Origin of the sequence: Cytobacillus depressus (genome assembly GCF_008923245.1) — a bacterium.
GTDB classification, from domain to species: Bacteria; Bacillota; Bacilli; order Bacillales; family Cytobacillaceae; genus Cytobacillus; species Cytobacillus depressus.
Window position 1 is genome coordinate 87,239 of the sequence record NZ_WBOS01000013.1, and the last position, 14,853, is coordinate 102,091.

General features: G+C 38.8%; 15 protein-coding genes and 1 pseudogene. 1 reads left to right on the plus strand and 15 read right to left on the minus strand.

Going from position 1 to position 14,853, the window contains the following annotated elements:
• Window positions 1-258 precede the first annotated feature (258 nt).
• The 11 genes and pseudogenes from rplI to F7731_RS19640 form a co-directional block, all read right to left on the minus strand.
• Entirely contained in the window at window positions 259-708 is a 450-nt protein-coding gene (rplI, locus tag F7731_RS19585; protein ID WP_151536481.1) for a 50S ribosomal protein L9, read from the minus strand.
• Window positions 705-2,678: a DHH family phosphoesterase gene (locus F7731_RS19590; protein ID WP_151536482.1), complete on the minus strand. Its 1,974-nt coding sequence runs from the start codon at window positions 2,676-2,678 to the stop codon at window positions 705-707. The genes rplI and F7731_RS19590 overlap by 4 nt, the downstream gene beginning before the upstream one ends.
• 73 nt (window positions 2,679-2,751) lie before the next feature.
• Complete coding sequence (locus tag F7731_RS19595; protein ID WP_151536483.1) at window positions 2,752-3,693, minus strand: YybS family protein; 942 nt, start codon at window positions 3,691-3,693, stop codon at window positions 2,752-2,754.
• A 335-nt stretch (window positions 3,694-4,028) separates the two neighbouring features.
• Window positions 4,029-4,472, minus strand: a complete 444-nt coding sequence (locus F7731_RS19600) for a GyrI-like domain-containing protein (protein WP_151536484.1) — start codon at window positions 4,470-4,472, stop codon at window positions 4,029-4,031.
• Window positions 4,473-4,649: 177 nt separating this feature from the next.
• Window positions 4,650-4,994 (minus strand): annotated as a pseudogene (locus F7731_RS19605) (GNAT family N-acetyltransferase); the annotation flags it as partial.
• Between the two features lie 714 nt (window positions 4,995-5,708).
• A complete protein-coding gene (rpsR, locus tag F7731_RS19615) occupies window positions 5,709-5,945 on the minus strand; it encodes a 30S ribosomal protein S18 (RefSeq protein ID WP_212031222.1) in 237 nt (78 codons plus the stop codon).
• 54 nt (window positions 5,946-5,999) lie between these two features.
• Window positions 6,000-6,506 (minus strand): single-stranded DNA-binding protein, encoded by a 507-nt coding sequence (gene ssb / locus F7731_RS19620; RefSeq protein ID WP_151536487.1) that lies wholly within the window; start codon window positions 6,504-6,506, stop codon window positions 6,000-6,002.
• A 66-nt stretch (window positions 6,507-6,572) separates the two neighbouring features.
• A complete protein-coding gene (gene rpsF / locus F7731_RS19625) occupies window positions 6,573-6,860 on the minus strand; it encodes a 30S ribosomal protein S6 (RefSeq protein WP_151536488.1) in 288 nt (95 codons plus the stop codon).
• A gap of 186 nt (window positions 6,861-7,046) precedes the next feature.
• On the minus strand, window positions 7,047-8,147 hold the full coding sequence (ychF, locus tag F7731_RS19630) for a redox-regulated ATPase YchF (RefSeq protein WP_151536489.1): 1,101 nt from the start codon (window positions 8,145-8,147) through the stop codon (window positions 7,047-7,049).
• Window positions 8,148-8,421: 274 nt separating this feature from the next.
• Entirely contained in the window at window positions 8,422-8,619 is a 198-nt protein-coding gene (locus F7731_RS19635; RefSeq protein ID WP_151536514.1) for a DUF951 domain-containing protein, read from the minus strand.
• A 2-nt stretch (window positions 8,620-8,621) separates the two neighbouring features.
• Window positions 8,622-9,521 (minus strand): mechanosensitive ion channel family protein, encoded by a 900-nt coding sequence (locus tag F7731_RS19640; protein ID WP_151536490.1) that lies wholly within the window; start codon window positions 9,519-9,521, stop codon window positions 8,622-8,624.
• Window positions 9,522-9,785: 264 nt separating this feature from the next.
• On the opposite strand from F7731_RS19640, the gene yyaC reads away from it, so the two are divergent.
• A complete protein-coding gene (gene yyaC / locus F7731_RS19645) occupies window positions 9,786-10,403 on the plus strand; it encodes a spore protease YyaC (RefSeq protein WP_151536491.1) in 618 nt (205 codons plus the stop codon).
• A 74-nt stretch (window positions 10,404-10,477) separates the two neighbouring features.
• Here yyaC and F7731_RS19650 read toward each other — a convergent pair whose 3' ends face one another.
• The 4 genes from F7731_RS19650 to noc all read right to left on the minus strand — a co-directional run bounded on the left by F7731_RS19650 (window position 10,478) and on the right by noc (window position 14,669).
• Window positions 10,478-11,191 carry a DUF554 domain-containing protein gene (locus tag F7731_RS19650; protein ID WP_151536515.1) on the minus strand — a complete coding sequence of 238 codons (714 nt, stop codon included), beginning with the start codon at window positions 11,189-11,191 and terminating at the stop codon, window positions 10,478-10,480.
• 317 nt (window positions 11,192-11,508) lie between these two features.
• On the minus strand, window positions 11,509-12,360 hold the full coding sequence (locus F7731_RS19655) for a ParB/RepB/Spo0J family partition protein (protein WP_151536492.1): 852 nt from the start codon (window positions 12,358-12,360) through the stop codon (window positions 11,509-11,511).
• Window positions 12,353-13,114, minus strand: a complete 762-nt coding sequence (locus F7731_RS19660; protein ID WP_151536493.1) for a ParA family protein — start codon at window positions 13,112-13,114, stop codon at window positions 12,353-12,355. Before F7731_RS19660 ends, F7731_RS19655 begins: the two co-directional genes overlap by 8 nt.
• A 679-nt stretch (window positions 13,115-13,793) precedes the next feature.
• Entirely contained in the window at window positions 13,794-14,669 is an 876-nt protein-coding gene (noc, locus tag F7731_RS19665; protein ID WP_151536494.1) for a nucleoid occlusion protein, read from the minus strand.
• Window positions 14,670-14,853: the final 184 nt, after the last annotated feature.

Here is a 14,853-nt window from a genome sequence, read left to right on the forward strand (position 1 = left end):
ACCCCCTATGATTCTGTGTACAAAAAATAGATTGTCGGTCGCTAGCCGCTGGAGCTAGACGAGTTAATTGACCGACATTTTCAAACCTGGTTGAAATATATTATTGACCAGAGGAATATGTGTATGGAATCTATTAAAAGTAATTGAATGCATTAAAAATAGTTTTAAACTTAGAAAAAATGTGACCAGCAGGAACCGATCACATTTTTTTCAACTCTTCTATTTTATCATGTTTATGGGGAAATGGAACTTCCAAATTTAGTTTGCTTCTTTTACATGGACATTAATGGTTGATGTCACTTCAGCGTGGAGCTTCACAGGAACCTTCGTGTAGCCTAATGAACGGATTGCATCAGGAAGCTCAATTTTGCGTTTATCAATTTTAATCTTATGCGTTTTTTGCAGTTCTTCCGCAATTTGCTTGCTCGTAATTGAACCGAATAAACGGCCACCTTCACCAGCTTTTGTTGTGAACTCTAGTGTCAGTTTGTCCATTGTTTCTTTCAGCTTTTTTGCTTCAGCCAGCTCTTCTGCCGCAATCTTTTCTTCTTTTTTCTGTTGCGCATTTAATGTGCTGACATTCGTTTGGTTCGCTTCAACCGCTAACCCTTGCTTAATCAGGAAGTTTTGTGCGTATCCGTCAGCCACGTTTTTAACTTCCCCTTTTTTTCCCTTACCTTTAACATCCTTTAAAAAAATGACTTTCATTCTGCATTTCTCCCTTCTAAATATTCATCAATGGCCGCATGCAAACGTTCTTCAACCTCATCCAAAGATTGATCTGTCAGCTGAGTTGCTGCATTCGTTAAATGCCCGCCGCCTTCAAGGCTTTCCATAATGACCTGTACATTGATATCTCCGAGCGATCTTGCACTAATTCCAACCGTGTTTTCAGATCGCTTCGAAATAACAAAGGAAGCAAGGACGCCATTCATCGTCAACAATGTATCGGCCGTCTGCGCGATTAACACTTGATGAATCTCCTCATCAGGCTGCCCCTTTGCAATGGCAACCCCTTCTCGATAAAAATACACATTTTCAATTAATTTTGCACGTTTAATGAACGTATGAACATCTTCCTTCAAGAATTTCTGGACGAGAACAGTGTCAGCCCCTTGTGAACGTAGATAAGAGGCTGCATCAAAAGTGCGAGAGCCCGTTCTTAAGCTGAAGCTTTTCGTGTCCACAGTAATTCCGGCTAATAAGGCAGTCGCCTCAAGCATTTCAATTTTTCCGTATTTCGGCTGATATTCAAGCAGTTCTGTGACAAGCTCAGCAGTCGAGGAGGCGTATGGCTCCATATAAACAAGTAGCGGATTATGAATAAACTCTTCTGCACGACGGTGGTGATCAATCACGACAACATGGGCTATTTTATTTATCAGCTTTTCCTCAATAACCATGGAAGGTTTATGTGTATCGACAATGACTAATAGCGTATCCTCTGTAGCCATTTCCAACGCCTGTGCCGGAGTAATAAACCTTGAAAACAGCGCCTCATTTTTCTGGATTTCCGTCATCATCCTTTGAATGCTTGTATCAATATCTTGCGGATTAATGACAATGTATCCTTCTCGCTGATTCATCTGGGCAATTTTGCGAATTCCAATCGAAGCTCCAATGGCGTCCATATCCGGATTTTTATGCCCCATGATAATGACCTGATCACTTTCGGAAATCAATTCTTTTAGTGCATGGGCAATAACACGAGCACGGACTCTAGTCCGCTTTTCGACTGGGTTTGTTTTTCCGCCGAAAAACTTAACTTTTCCGTTCGTTTGCTTAATAACTACTTGATCACCGCCCCGTCCAAGGGCTAAATCAAGACTCGATTGCGCGAGAACGCCAAGCTCTGGCAAGGACGAGAGACCCGTTCCTACACCAATACTTAACGTTAATGGCAAGTTTCTCTTCGCTGTAATTTCTCGAATATCATCTAAAATGGAGAATTTCCCTTTTTCTAAATATCGAAGAATGTGTTCATTAAAAACGGCAATAAATCTGTCTGATGAAACCCTCTTAAAAAAGATTCCATTATCGGTCGCCCATTTATTCAAAATAGAGGTGACAATATTGTTCAGACTGCTCCGCGCTTGGTCATCCATCCCTTGTGTTAATTCATCATAATTATCTAAAAAGATAATCGAAATGACGGTGCGTTCTTCCTGATACAATTTTTCAATCTCAGTCTGTTCGGTCACATCAAAAAAGTAAAGCAGGCGCTCTTCATGCTTCAAAATAACACGGAATTTCCGTTCATGAAGCGTAATTACTTCCGTTTCGACATCCTGCTTGATTAATGGGATGAGCGATTCCGCTACATCATAAAGCGATCTTCCTACTAACGTATCTTCATCAAAGCAAGAGGCTAAAAAGGGATTCGTCCATTCAATGTAAAAATCATCATTAATGAGCATAATCCCAATGGGCATCTCCATTAATGCCTCTTCACCGACTTTTTTTACCCGGTAGGATAAAGTAGAGATGTAATCTTCTGTTTCCTTTCTCTTTAGAGAATTAATTTTAAACAGATAATAAAAAGGGAAAACAGCAAGAAGAATCCCTATCAGGCTAATTATCCAGTGAAAATACGCCAAAATTCCAAGAAGCACCACTGTCAAGCCCATCAACCAATAGATTGGATAGCGAATGGAGCGCTTTTCTAAATAAGATGGCATGTTTTCAGCTCCTAAACAGCAGTGTTTAGATAATGTTCATCAATGGATTGAATTCTCCTATTTGAACATCTAGTTAATCTTTCTTTTCAAGTCTCTTTCTTAAATCAAATCCTAAATCAATTATACCTAATATCCTCACAATAGAAAGGAAAATTGGCATGAAGAATGTCAGAACCGTTGCAATAATCGGGACAGACTTCGACATCCCCTTCTTATGAGTAAAATAGAAAATAAATGAAATTCCTTGGAAAACCATAAGCATTTGAAGAATAAAACTGATATTAACTAAAGCCGTAAACCAGTAGCTTCCTTCTTCAGGGTTTATCGCAAATGAAGCAAGCATCGTTAATAAATAATACCAAAGAATACTTTTCGGCAGGACAATCTCTCTGAATGGCTTCCAGCTGGCCATTTTTACTCCAAATCGCTTTACAATTGGCAATGAGACCAATTCAATGAGAATGACGCCAAAAAGCGCGATTAACACAAATAAGCTCGGTGTTAAAGTCTCGAATAATTGTATAGAGGCTTCTAATTGCTCGACCACTTTTCCACTGGAATCCTGTCCTAACGCCTCGATCAATCCGCGTGACTGATTAAGAGACTCTTTCATCACGTTCATAGCTTCTTGAATAAAATTAAAATTAAAAAAGGCGATGGCAGCCGCATATTGAATTAAAACGGCCGCAAGGAATACAAGAGTGGCAGCGATAAAAGTACTTGTTCGGCCTTTCTCCTCTTTAATTAATAGTCCCATAACAATTCCGGTCAGTCCATATGTAAGTGTCAGGGGGATCGCGAGGAGTGTCCCAACAATTAATGAAATCAACACAGCAGCAATGAAAAACACAACTGCGTTCATCCGTGAATTCTTCGCCCCAAAAAGAATAAACGGAATCGCTAAAAATAAATTACTGACAACGCCAAGAACAGGGACATACATCGTAATCAAAATTAATACAGCAAAAGCAGCTAATAAAACGGCCCCTTCTGTCAGCTTATGTACATTTCTCATTTTTACACCTCTTTTAGTGAAACACCATAAAGTCTATTTTATCTAGTATTATAGCCTTGTTCAACTAAGAAGAGCATTCTTGTCCAAATGCGATTGAGGTTCTTGATTATATAGAGAGATTATCTTCTATTTTCTAGTGATCATTTTGGATGGTTAGATTGAAAAATGAGTGCCATGAGTGTTCATGGGGCCTGTTTTGAAGGGTGACCTCGAAAAACCCGTGCTAAGACCGTCTTTACTAATTTTACGGCTGAGAGAGAAAGGTATTAGTTAACCGTTCATTATCGCAGGTAACTAAGTTGAATATGAAAAGCTGCCGAAGTTGGCAGCCTCTGTTAATTAATTGGTAGGTAAATTTGTACCTCTTCCTCTTCATCCTCCATCGGGTGATATGTCTCCACAATATAAGAATCCAAGTTTCTTGTATAACCTTGCTCAATTTCCCATTCCAATAAACCTAAATGAAGGTTGCCGAGATTAGATATTTTCCCTCTAGTTGTGACAAAATGTTGAGTTACTTCAAGATAATCCATTCCTAAAGGAACTTCATTTAAAGTATCATTTACAATTAAACCTGCATAATAATCCCCTTCAAGATGGTTACTATCCCTTTTAGGTTCAAATAGAGCAATTTCGATACCTGAATGATTGGGTATTTCGTTAGAGCGATTTAATAATTGCTTTGCAAGTGCAGGGACTTCCGTACCATAATTAACAAAGGCTCCGCTGCCTTTTATACCTACCACTTTAAAGTCTTTCGTCACCCTTATAAATTCCATCTTGTCTCCTCCATTTACCTAAAAATTTTTCTCTTACCTATTAATTTCTCTTTAAGTATATTGAAAACCTTTTTTTGATTTTTAAACACCAAACCTGCTTACGTTAGTAAAAATGCGTCTCCACTTATAGTAAAAAACGACTGTTCTTTGATCAATAGCCTTTATCCGTTGTAAACTTTACTCAATAGAGTTTTTAAAATAAATTAGATTGTCTGTCCATTCTCCGAATTCGAATATAAACCCTTTTCTTGTACATTCATACTCCATTCCAACGCTCTCTGCTAAATTAATCGAAGCTGAATTATCAATGTTAATATGAGCTTCAATACGATGGAAATTCAAGTATTTGAAAGCTATTTTAAGTGCTTCATTTACTGCTTCTTTGCCGTAGCCTTTTCTCCAATACTGATTATGGATGGTGTAGCCTATTCTTCCCCACTGGAAATCATCTCTTGCTAAAGTCGAAAAATCAACCATCCCTAAATGTTTGCCATCTTCCTTTCTAAATACACCAAATACGTAAAAGACAATACCTGCATTTTAATATGATTTAGTTTGGATGCCATAAAACATCAACCATTAAGTTAAATATAATAATGTTATTTATAAAAATTAATGAATCATAGTTAGACTTTTATTTATATTTGTCTTTTATACCTCAAAGAAGAATAGCCATCTGCATCTTCTTCGCATTGGAACTTGAAACCTTTGGCTTCATAAAAAGGGATTCCTCATATATTTCATAAAGGCTACCACAGCCAATCAAAAGGTGTGCTTTAAATTAATTCAACAAAAATAGTAATACCCCTTTAAATATTAGGGGAACATCAATTTATATGCGTTTTCTAGTTTGCCTGTCAGGGGAATTAATAAAGAATAATTAGTGGGGAAAATAAGGAATAAATGTAATATGAGATGAATGTTAATGATTAAACAATACTTAATCTTGTTAGGCTTTAACTTATTTTTTTTACTCCAATGCAATCTGTTAGTGCAGAAGCTGTTCCAAAGGCAGACGATTCATATGTCACAATAGAAGACATTGTATCAGACCTTATATTTCTAGCTATTGATAAAGCAGTTATTAAAAAGTATGGGGGCGAACCTTTATTTCGCTGGGAGTGGAATTAGAATTATAGGTATAAATTTCAATGACAATCATTAAGGAAAAGGTCGCATTAATATGCAAAAAAAGCAGCCTGGAGAACTAATCCCCAAACTGCTTTTATATAACTATTATTCACCTGAAACGTATGGCAGTAATGCCATTTGGCGTGAACGCTTAATCGCAACAGTTAATTTACGTTGGTATTTAGCGTTAGTACCAGTTACACGACGAGGTAAGATTTTACCGCGCTCAGAAATGAACTTTTTAAGAAGATCTACATCTTTGTAATCGATGTGAGTGATGCCGTTTGCTGTAAAGAAGCAAACTTTACGACGCTTTGCACGTCCGCCTCTACGTCCTCCCATAGCCATGGTCATTTCCCTCCTTTAGTGTTTTATTATAAACGTTAAAAAATCAAGTTAGAATGGCAGATCATCATCAGAAATGTCGATTTGACCACCGTCATTTGCAAATGGATCGTTATCTACCCTTGTATAACCTTGATTATTTCTGTTGTTTTGAGGTTGATTCTGATTGTTGTTATTTCCAAATGGGAAATCCTGATCTCTAGGAGCGCCATAATTTGCACCTTCGCCTCTGGAGCTATTCCGAGGCTCAAGGAATTGAACACTTTCAGCCAAAACCTCTGTTACATATACACGCTTTCCATCCTGACCATCAAAGCTGCGCGTTTGAATCCTTCCATCTACACCGGCAAGACTGCCCTTTTTCAAGAAGTTCGCCACATTTTCAGCAGGTTTTCTCCAAACAACACAGTTAATGAAATCCGCTTCCCGCTCACCTTGTTGATTCGTAAACGCTCGGTTTACAGCAAGTGTGAATGAAGCAACCGCTACACCATTTGGGGTGTATCGTAAATCAGGATCCTTTGTCAAACGTCCAACAAGAACAACGCGGTTCATCATCAGAATCAACTCCTTTCTTCCAGAATGTTTCACATGAAACATTTGGAGGTTACAAAAATTTATATATTACTTCTCATCTTTAACAACGATATAACGGATGATGTCTTCGCTGATTTTCGCTAAACGAGTGAACTCGTCAACAGCTGGAGCTTCAGCGTTAACATGGATTAATTGGTAGTAGCCATCGCGGAAATCATTGATTTCGTAAGCTAAACGGCGCTTACCCCAATCCTTTGATTCAGTTAATTCCGCACCATTTTCAGTTAAGATTGAGTTAAAACGCTCAACTAAAGCTTTTTTAGCCTCATCTTCAATATTTGGGCGGATGATGTACATAATTTCGTACTTTCTCATCACTTTTACACCTCCTTTTGGTCTAAGCGGCCCCATAAAAGGGCAAGGAGCAATTGTTCATTACTCACAAGATGAAAGTATAGCACAAAGTATCGATTTTTGCAATAAATGCTTCGAAAAGAATCCCGAAGTAAAAAAGCTCCGCAGAATGAAATCTGCAGAGTTCTCTTTGGCCTTGAGGCCGATTTATACGTTAAAACGGAAGTGGATTACATCTCCGTCTTTGACAATATATTCTTTTCCTTCTAAACGAACCTTCCCTGCTTCACGGGCAGCTACCATGTTGCCACCTTCCAATAGGTCATCATAAGATACAGTTTCCGCACGGATAAAGCCTTTTTCAAAATCAGAATGAATGATTCCAGCACATTCTGGCGCTTTCATTCCTTTTTTGAAAGTCCAAGCACGAACTTCCTGAACTCCAGCTGTGAAATAAGTAGCTAAGCCTAGTAAATGATAAGCAGAACGAATTAATTGATCAAGGCCAGATTCTTCAATTCCGAGCTCTTGAAGGAACATTTCCTTCTCTTCCCCTTCAAGCTCAGCAATTTCTGATTCAATTTTTGCACAAACAACAATAACTTCAGCGTTATCATTATTGGCAAATTCCTTCACTTGCTGCACATATTCGTTTGAAGTTGGATCTGCTACATCATCTTCGCCAACGTTAGCAACATAAAGGACAGGTTTAATCGTTAGGAGATGAAGTCCTTTAGCAACCTTCATTTGCTCTTCTGTAAATTCTACTGTACGCGCAGGCTTGTCCGACTCAAAAGCTTCCTTCAATTTTTCAAGAATTTCAAGCTCGAACATTGATTCTTTATCTTTTTGGCGCGCCATTTTTCCAACGCGTGCAATGCGCTTTTCAACAGATTCAAGATCCGCCAAAATCAATTCAAGATTAATGGTTTCAATATCTGAAATCGGATCTACTTTTCCTGCAACATGGGTAATATTATCATCTGCAAAACAGCGAACTACTTGACAGATGGCATCTACTTCGCGGATATGGGAAAGGAACTTATTCCCTAGCCCTTCACCTTTGCTTGCCCCTTTTACAATTCCAGCAATGTCCGTAAATTCAAATGTTGTTGGAACGGTTTTCTTAGGTTGAACAAGCTCTGTTAATTTATTTAAACGGTCATCTGGGACTTCTACAATCCCAACATTCGGATCAATCGTACAAAACGGGTAGTTCGCAGACTCTGCTCCAGCCTGGGTAATCGCATTAAATAACGTCGATTTCCCCACATTCGGCAACCCTACAATACCAGCTGTTAAAGCCATCCAAGTCACTCCTCAATATTGAATAAAAATCTATCGAAATTAACGTCCATTCATTACATGAAGTCCTTCACAATTATAGAGAGTTATAACAAAATGCGCAAGCGCCTTGGTCGCCCCAGACAAGCACAAGCCAAGCCTCCCGGAAAGGTGCTCTTTTCCTTTCTGGAGGCTTGGCTTTGTTACCTCGAGGTCGACAAGAACGCGAAGTCCTGTACGCCGGGGGGTAGGGCGCTGGAGCTAGATAATAAAGAAAGGCGCAAGGACACTCCTGTTATTACTCCTCATGCTTCACAAGGATTTTCTTCATTTTCCGAGCAAATTCCCGTCTCGGAATTAATACACTATGGGCACAGCCTTCACATTTAATTCGGATGTCAGCTCCCATACGGATAATTTTCCAGCGATTCGTTCCACATGGGTGCTGTTTTTTCATTTCCACAATATCATTTAGATTAAATTCTTTCACTTCCATCATTAAACACCCCATTCACTTTTTTCCTTCTTGAGCTCCGCATCATTTCGGGAATACATAACCAATCGAGGAAACGGCACATCAATTCCATTCACCTCTAAACATTGCTTAATTTCCTTTCTTAACTGCCTTGCAATATAAAAATGCCTCATCGGCAATGTTTCTGAGATGACCCGAATAGTTAGATTGGAAACATCTAATGTTTGCACACCAAGAATTTCCGGCTCTTTGACCATATCCTCATACTTGTCGGGCAGCGTAATTAAAAGCTCCCTGAGAACCCTCTCAGCTTTATTTATATCACTTTCATACGCAATATTCACATCGACAAACGCGATGCTATTATTTAAAGAAAAGTTGGTTACTTGATTAATACTGCCATTTGGTAATATATGCACTTCACCAGTCCAGCTTTTAATTTTCGTTGTTCTTAGGCCAATCTCCTCCACAGTCCCCATGAACTGGTCAATCTGTATATAATCGCCTACCGAAAATTGATCCTCAAAAATAATAAAAAAACCAGTAATGATATCTCGAACAAGATTTTGCGCGCCAAACCCAACAGCTAAGCCAATAATTCCCGCTCCTGCTAATAAAGCTTTCACATCAATCGTCATCGCTTCCAAAATCATCATTAATGCAAAAAAGAATGCCACATATGTAAGAATATTGGCTAAAAGCTTCATTAACGTAGCTTCACGGCGTTCTGAAATCCGAATCAGCGTGCTTTGATTTCTTAATTTAAAAATCTTATGAATTATGACCTTTCCTACTTTTATAAAAATACTTGTAAAAATAATAATAAAAATGATTTTAAGAGCTGCTTCCCCAATAACCATCCACGTTTCTTCATTTGAATAATCTTCAAGCTTTTTTTGAATAAATGTCTTAATTTGATTCATTATTTCACTCTTTTCGTAAAAGACATTCATGATTTCCCATCCACAAACATTGAAATAGATTACTGCTATCTAAATAAAGGTATAAGTATATTAATTTTAGCAATATATCCCCTCGATTTGAACCCCTTAGGTGAGCGATTTAACATGAACGAATCATTATGTATAGATTAGTAAATTTTTCCGTATACTGTTAATACTAAGAAAAGCGGAAGCAAAGTATGGACTGGATTTCCCCAACGGCTTAGTACAAAAGGAGTGGAAGAAATGAACTTTAAACCTCAGCTGTTTGAGAAAAAAGATTATGCCACAAGGATTATGCATGATGACTCCAACGCAGCCCATCAGTTGGCCATGCAAATTAATCAATTATTGCCCGCGAGTATGAGTAACCGGCCAATTGTGTTTGTCTGCATCGGAACCGACCGTTCAACAGGGGACTCATTAGGCCCACTCGTTGGAACACTCCTTGAGGAAAAAAAGCTATCCTCCTTTTATGTGTACGGGACATTAGAGAATCCTATTCATGCCGTTAATATGACGGAAAAACTAGTGGAAATCCAAAAAAAGCATTCTAATCCTTTTATTATTGGTATCGATGCTTGTTTAGGACGTTTAAAAAGTGTAGGCGTGGTTCAAGTTGGCGAAGGACCTGTGAAGCCTGGTGCTGGTGTAAATAAAGAGCTTCCAGAGGTTGGCCACATGCATATTACGGGGATTGTTAATGTAAGCGGGTTTATGGAGTTTTTTGTCCTCCAAAATACTAGACTCCATCTCGTGATGAGTATGGCAAAGACGATTGCGGACGGAATTTATCATGCAAGCTTGGCCTATCAGCCAAAACGAATGTTTTCAAGATTGGAACTTGATGCTGAAAAGGCATAAGGAACGACCTCATAAGCACCATTGATATTTTGATAGCAACGAAGGAGAGGACACCATTTCCCCTCCTTTTTTATTTAAAAATATAATTGATAAAAGTAAATAATTGTAACGATTACTCCGACTACAGCAATACCAGGCAGCAAATTGGCTACACGAATTTTTATCAAGCCAGTCAAATTTAGGCCGATTGCAAAAATCATGATGCCTCCAGTCGCCGTCATTTCTTTAATAAAGTTCTCCATCAGGATCGACGGCACAAATTGATCAATCTGAGTGGCGAATAAAGCAATGAGCCCTTGATAAATCACGACAGGAATGGCCGAAAAAACCACGCCGATTCCAAGTGTCGTTGTTAATATTAATGCGGTAAACCCGTCGATAATGGACTTCGTATAAAGCACATCATGATCGCCTCTTATTCCACTATCTAGTGCGCCAATAATCGCCATGGCGCCAATTACAAAAATAAGTGTTGCGGTTACAAAGCCTTGAGAAATACTCCCTTGCCCGTTCGAACCAATTTTCTTTTCGAGCCAATCTCCAAGGGCATTCAGCTTATTCTCCAAAGCAAAGTATTCACCAAGAACGGCTCCAAATACAAGGCTAATAATGACGATAAGGAAATTCTCCCCTTTAAATGCCATTTGCAGACCTAGCACCATAACTGCCAAACCAATGGCATGCATCACCGTTCCTTTCATATTTTCAGGAATCCGATGCAGCAATTTCCCCAATAATGTACCAACTATAATCAATAACCCGTTTACGACAGTACCAAGTAGAAACACTTTTTCACCTACTAGATCAAATTCGCCTTGGCGTATTTGCGATAAATTCCTTTGAAAATCTGTAGCATCCGCCGAAGGCTTAACTTTATTCAGCACGACTTCAAATTATCTCTGAATTTGCTAGTCTTTATTCATCACCCTCCATCTATAAAGGTGAAAGACTATTGCTGAATAAAGTAGAATTTCGATATTCGAATGATTAATACACTACCACGAAGAAGGGTTATATTACAATCATTTTTTCAAAATTTCGCCTTCTCACTAAAAAATATTGAATTCTAGGAATGGCAAAAAAATAAACCATCCGAATCGATGGCTTAAGAAGAATATTTATTTGTTTCTAACAGCTCTAAAATCCGATCCAAGTCTTCTTTAGAGAAAAACTCAATTTCTATTTTACCTTTATTATTAGACTGTTTAATATTCACCGTAGTTCCAAATCTCTCGCGTAAAAACGATTCCTGTTCTTTAATGAACACATCTTTTTTCGGTACTGGCTCTTTTGTTTCACGTGAAACATTATTGAGCTGTTGAATCAACTGTTCTAATTGACGGACATTTAAGCCTTCCTTAATCGTTTTTTCAACTAAAGCCATGATTTTGTCTTTATTTCTAAGGCCTAGCAATGCACGGCCATGACCCATAGAAATTTTTTCTTCTGAAATCAGTGCCTGTATTTTTGGAGGCAGAGTAAGCAGTCGAATATGGTTTGCAATATGCGGACGGCTTTTGCCGAGGCGCTTTGCCAGTTCTTCTTGCGTGATTTTCAGCTTTTCAATGAGCAGCTGATAGGCAGCTCCCTCTTCAATAGGCGTTAAATCCTCGCGCTGTAAGTTCTCCAATACAGCAAGCTCCATCATTTGCTGTTCGTTCAATTCTCGGACGACGACCGGAACCGTTTCTAGTTTCGCCGCCTTAGCTGCGCGATATCTTCTTTCTCCAACCACAATTTCATATCCTCTTAAACTTTTTCTTGCAATGATCGGCTGTAAAATGCCATGCTCGAGAATCGATTGAGTTAATTCTTCAATTGCTTCTTTGGCAAATATTTTACGTGGTTGATAAGGATTGGGACGCAGCTCTTTTAACTTGATCTCCCTAACAGATTCCTCTTTGGTTTCCATGTTCGAAAAAAAAGCATTAAGCCCTTTCCCTAAACCTTTAGCCATTCGAAACCACTTCCTTTGCTAAATCTATATACACCTCAGCACCACGGGATTTCGGATCATAAGTAATAATCGGCTCGCCGTGACTTGGAGCTTCACTTAGCCGAATATTCCGCGGAATAATTGTTTTGTATACTTTATCTTGAAAATACTTTTTGACCTCTTCAATCACTTGGATGCCTAAATTTGTTCGAGCATCAAGCATCGTCAACAGGACGCCTTCAATTTTTAACTCATTGTTCAAATGCTTTTGAACGAGGCGGACCGTGTTCAAAAGCTGGCTTAGCCCCTCAAGAGCGTAATATTCGCATTGAACAGGAATAATTACTGCATCAGATGCTGTTAATGAGTTTAACGTTAATAACCCGAGTGATGGCGGGCAATCAATGATAATATAATCGAAGTTCTCTTTAACCTCTTCTAATGCCCGTTTTAGACGGACCTCTCTTGAAATCGTCGGCACTAACTCAATTTCTGCACCAGCAAGCTGAATCGTTGCAGGAATTGCATACAAATTCTCAACAGAAGTTGGCCGAATGACCTTTGATGCTTCCACATCATCGACTAACATATCATATATGCATTGATCCACATCTGCCTTCTCGATTCCAACCCCGCTCGTTGCATTCCCTTGCGGATCTATATCAACTATCAGAACTTTTTTTCCTATGTATGCCAAACATGCGCCAAGATTTACAGAAGTAGTGGTCTTCCCTACTCCGCCTTTCTGGTTCGCAATTGCAATCACTTTGCCCACGATATCACCTGCTTTCATCTATAAAAATTATCATTTATTTTTAATTTTTGTTCATTCAATTGTGTACTGACTGCCAATTAGAAAAGCGCAGGCGACTTGATCACCCCCGACAAGCACAAGACGAGCCTCACGGAAAGGTGCCTTTTACCTTTCTGGGAGGATTGACTTGTGACCTCGAGGTCGACAAAAACGCGACGTCCTGTCGCAATGTCGACACTAGTACGTCCTGTACGTCGGGGGGGAGGCGCTCCTCCTAAAAGCTAACGCTTCTACTCGTGCGATGATTATGCTGCCGAAGCCTTCCTTGTGGAGCTAGACAGTTCTCAAATTCGAGAATACTTTTACTATCTTAAATTTCTAAAAAAGGCAATCACGTATTCTATTTTACCATGAAAAAGACAAGAGAAATAATATAATTGTAAAATGTAGTCAACTAATTTGAAGTAGGATTGATGAGGAAACATATACAACGAGGATTTAGTTTTACACGGAAAATATTTGTATTTTTGCGATCTTAATCCAATTTTGTAAATGTCGTCAACTTCATTTCACTGCACTGGTGATTACTTCGTGCATCAAGGACAAGTTCTGCCGAATCCGACGACAATTTAATTTTTTCATAAAAAAATAAGAAATTAAACATAGCGGGCTGTTTAATTTCTCATATGATTATATGATATTATTTTTTCTTTGGAATTTTAATTGTGATTTGATAGAAATCGTCGAATTCTTCTTCTTGGGAATCTAAATTAATTCCGCTGTCAGAGACCATTGATAAGGATTGGCGGATTGTATTTACAGCAATACGCATATCCTTGCTGAATGCTTTTCTTTTTGGCTTCGGCTTTGCATGGGTTTGCTCCAAAAGCCGAACGACTCGGTCCTCTGTTTGCTTCACATTGAGATTCTTTTCAATAATTTCTTCTAGCAATTTGACTTGCTTTTCAGGATCCTTAAGCGGGATCAATGACCTCGCATGGCGCTCGGTAATGGCCTTACATAATAAGGCATCCTGAACTTCTTGAGGCAGCTTTAATAGCCGAAGCTTATTTGCCACGGTGGATTGTCCTTTTCCTAAACGCTGAGCCAATGCTTCTTGTGTTAGGTTATGTAGCTCTAACAATTTCCCATATGCAACCGCTTCTTCAATTGGGGATAGTTCTTCTCTTTGCAGGTTTTCAATTAATGCAACAGATGCTGTTTCCGTGTCATTTAAATTTTTGATAATGGCGGGAACTTCTTCCCAGCCAAGTTTCTTCATCGCTCGCCATCTACGCTCACCGGCAATGATTTCAAACTGCCCATTTTCAAATTCCCGAACAACAATTGGCTGAATGATGCCATGAGTATGGATGGTTCTCGACAGTTCCTCAATTCTGTCATCATCAAATACCGTTCTTGGCTGAAACCGGTTAGGAACAATATGATCAATGGGGATTTTTCTTATTTCTTCGTGCTCCCCCACCTTCTCAACTTCTATTTCTTCTTGTTTTTCTATTTCAACTCGTTCTCCCTTTTCGCCTAGGCCAAAAAAGCGTGAAAAAGAATGCTTCATCACCCTACACCACCTTTACGAAACTCCCTATTACATATTCTCTATCAAATTGACAAGTCCTGCCGAAAACAGGATTTCCTATGTATTTCAAATCAAATACGCCTCGACGTATTTGCGCCCAAATTTACCTGAGCTTGTTAGATAAATTCATCTAAAAAATCGAGGGACACGAAGCCAAACTCCT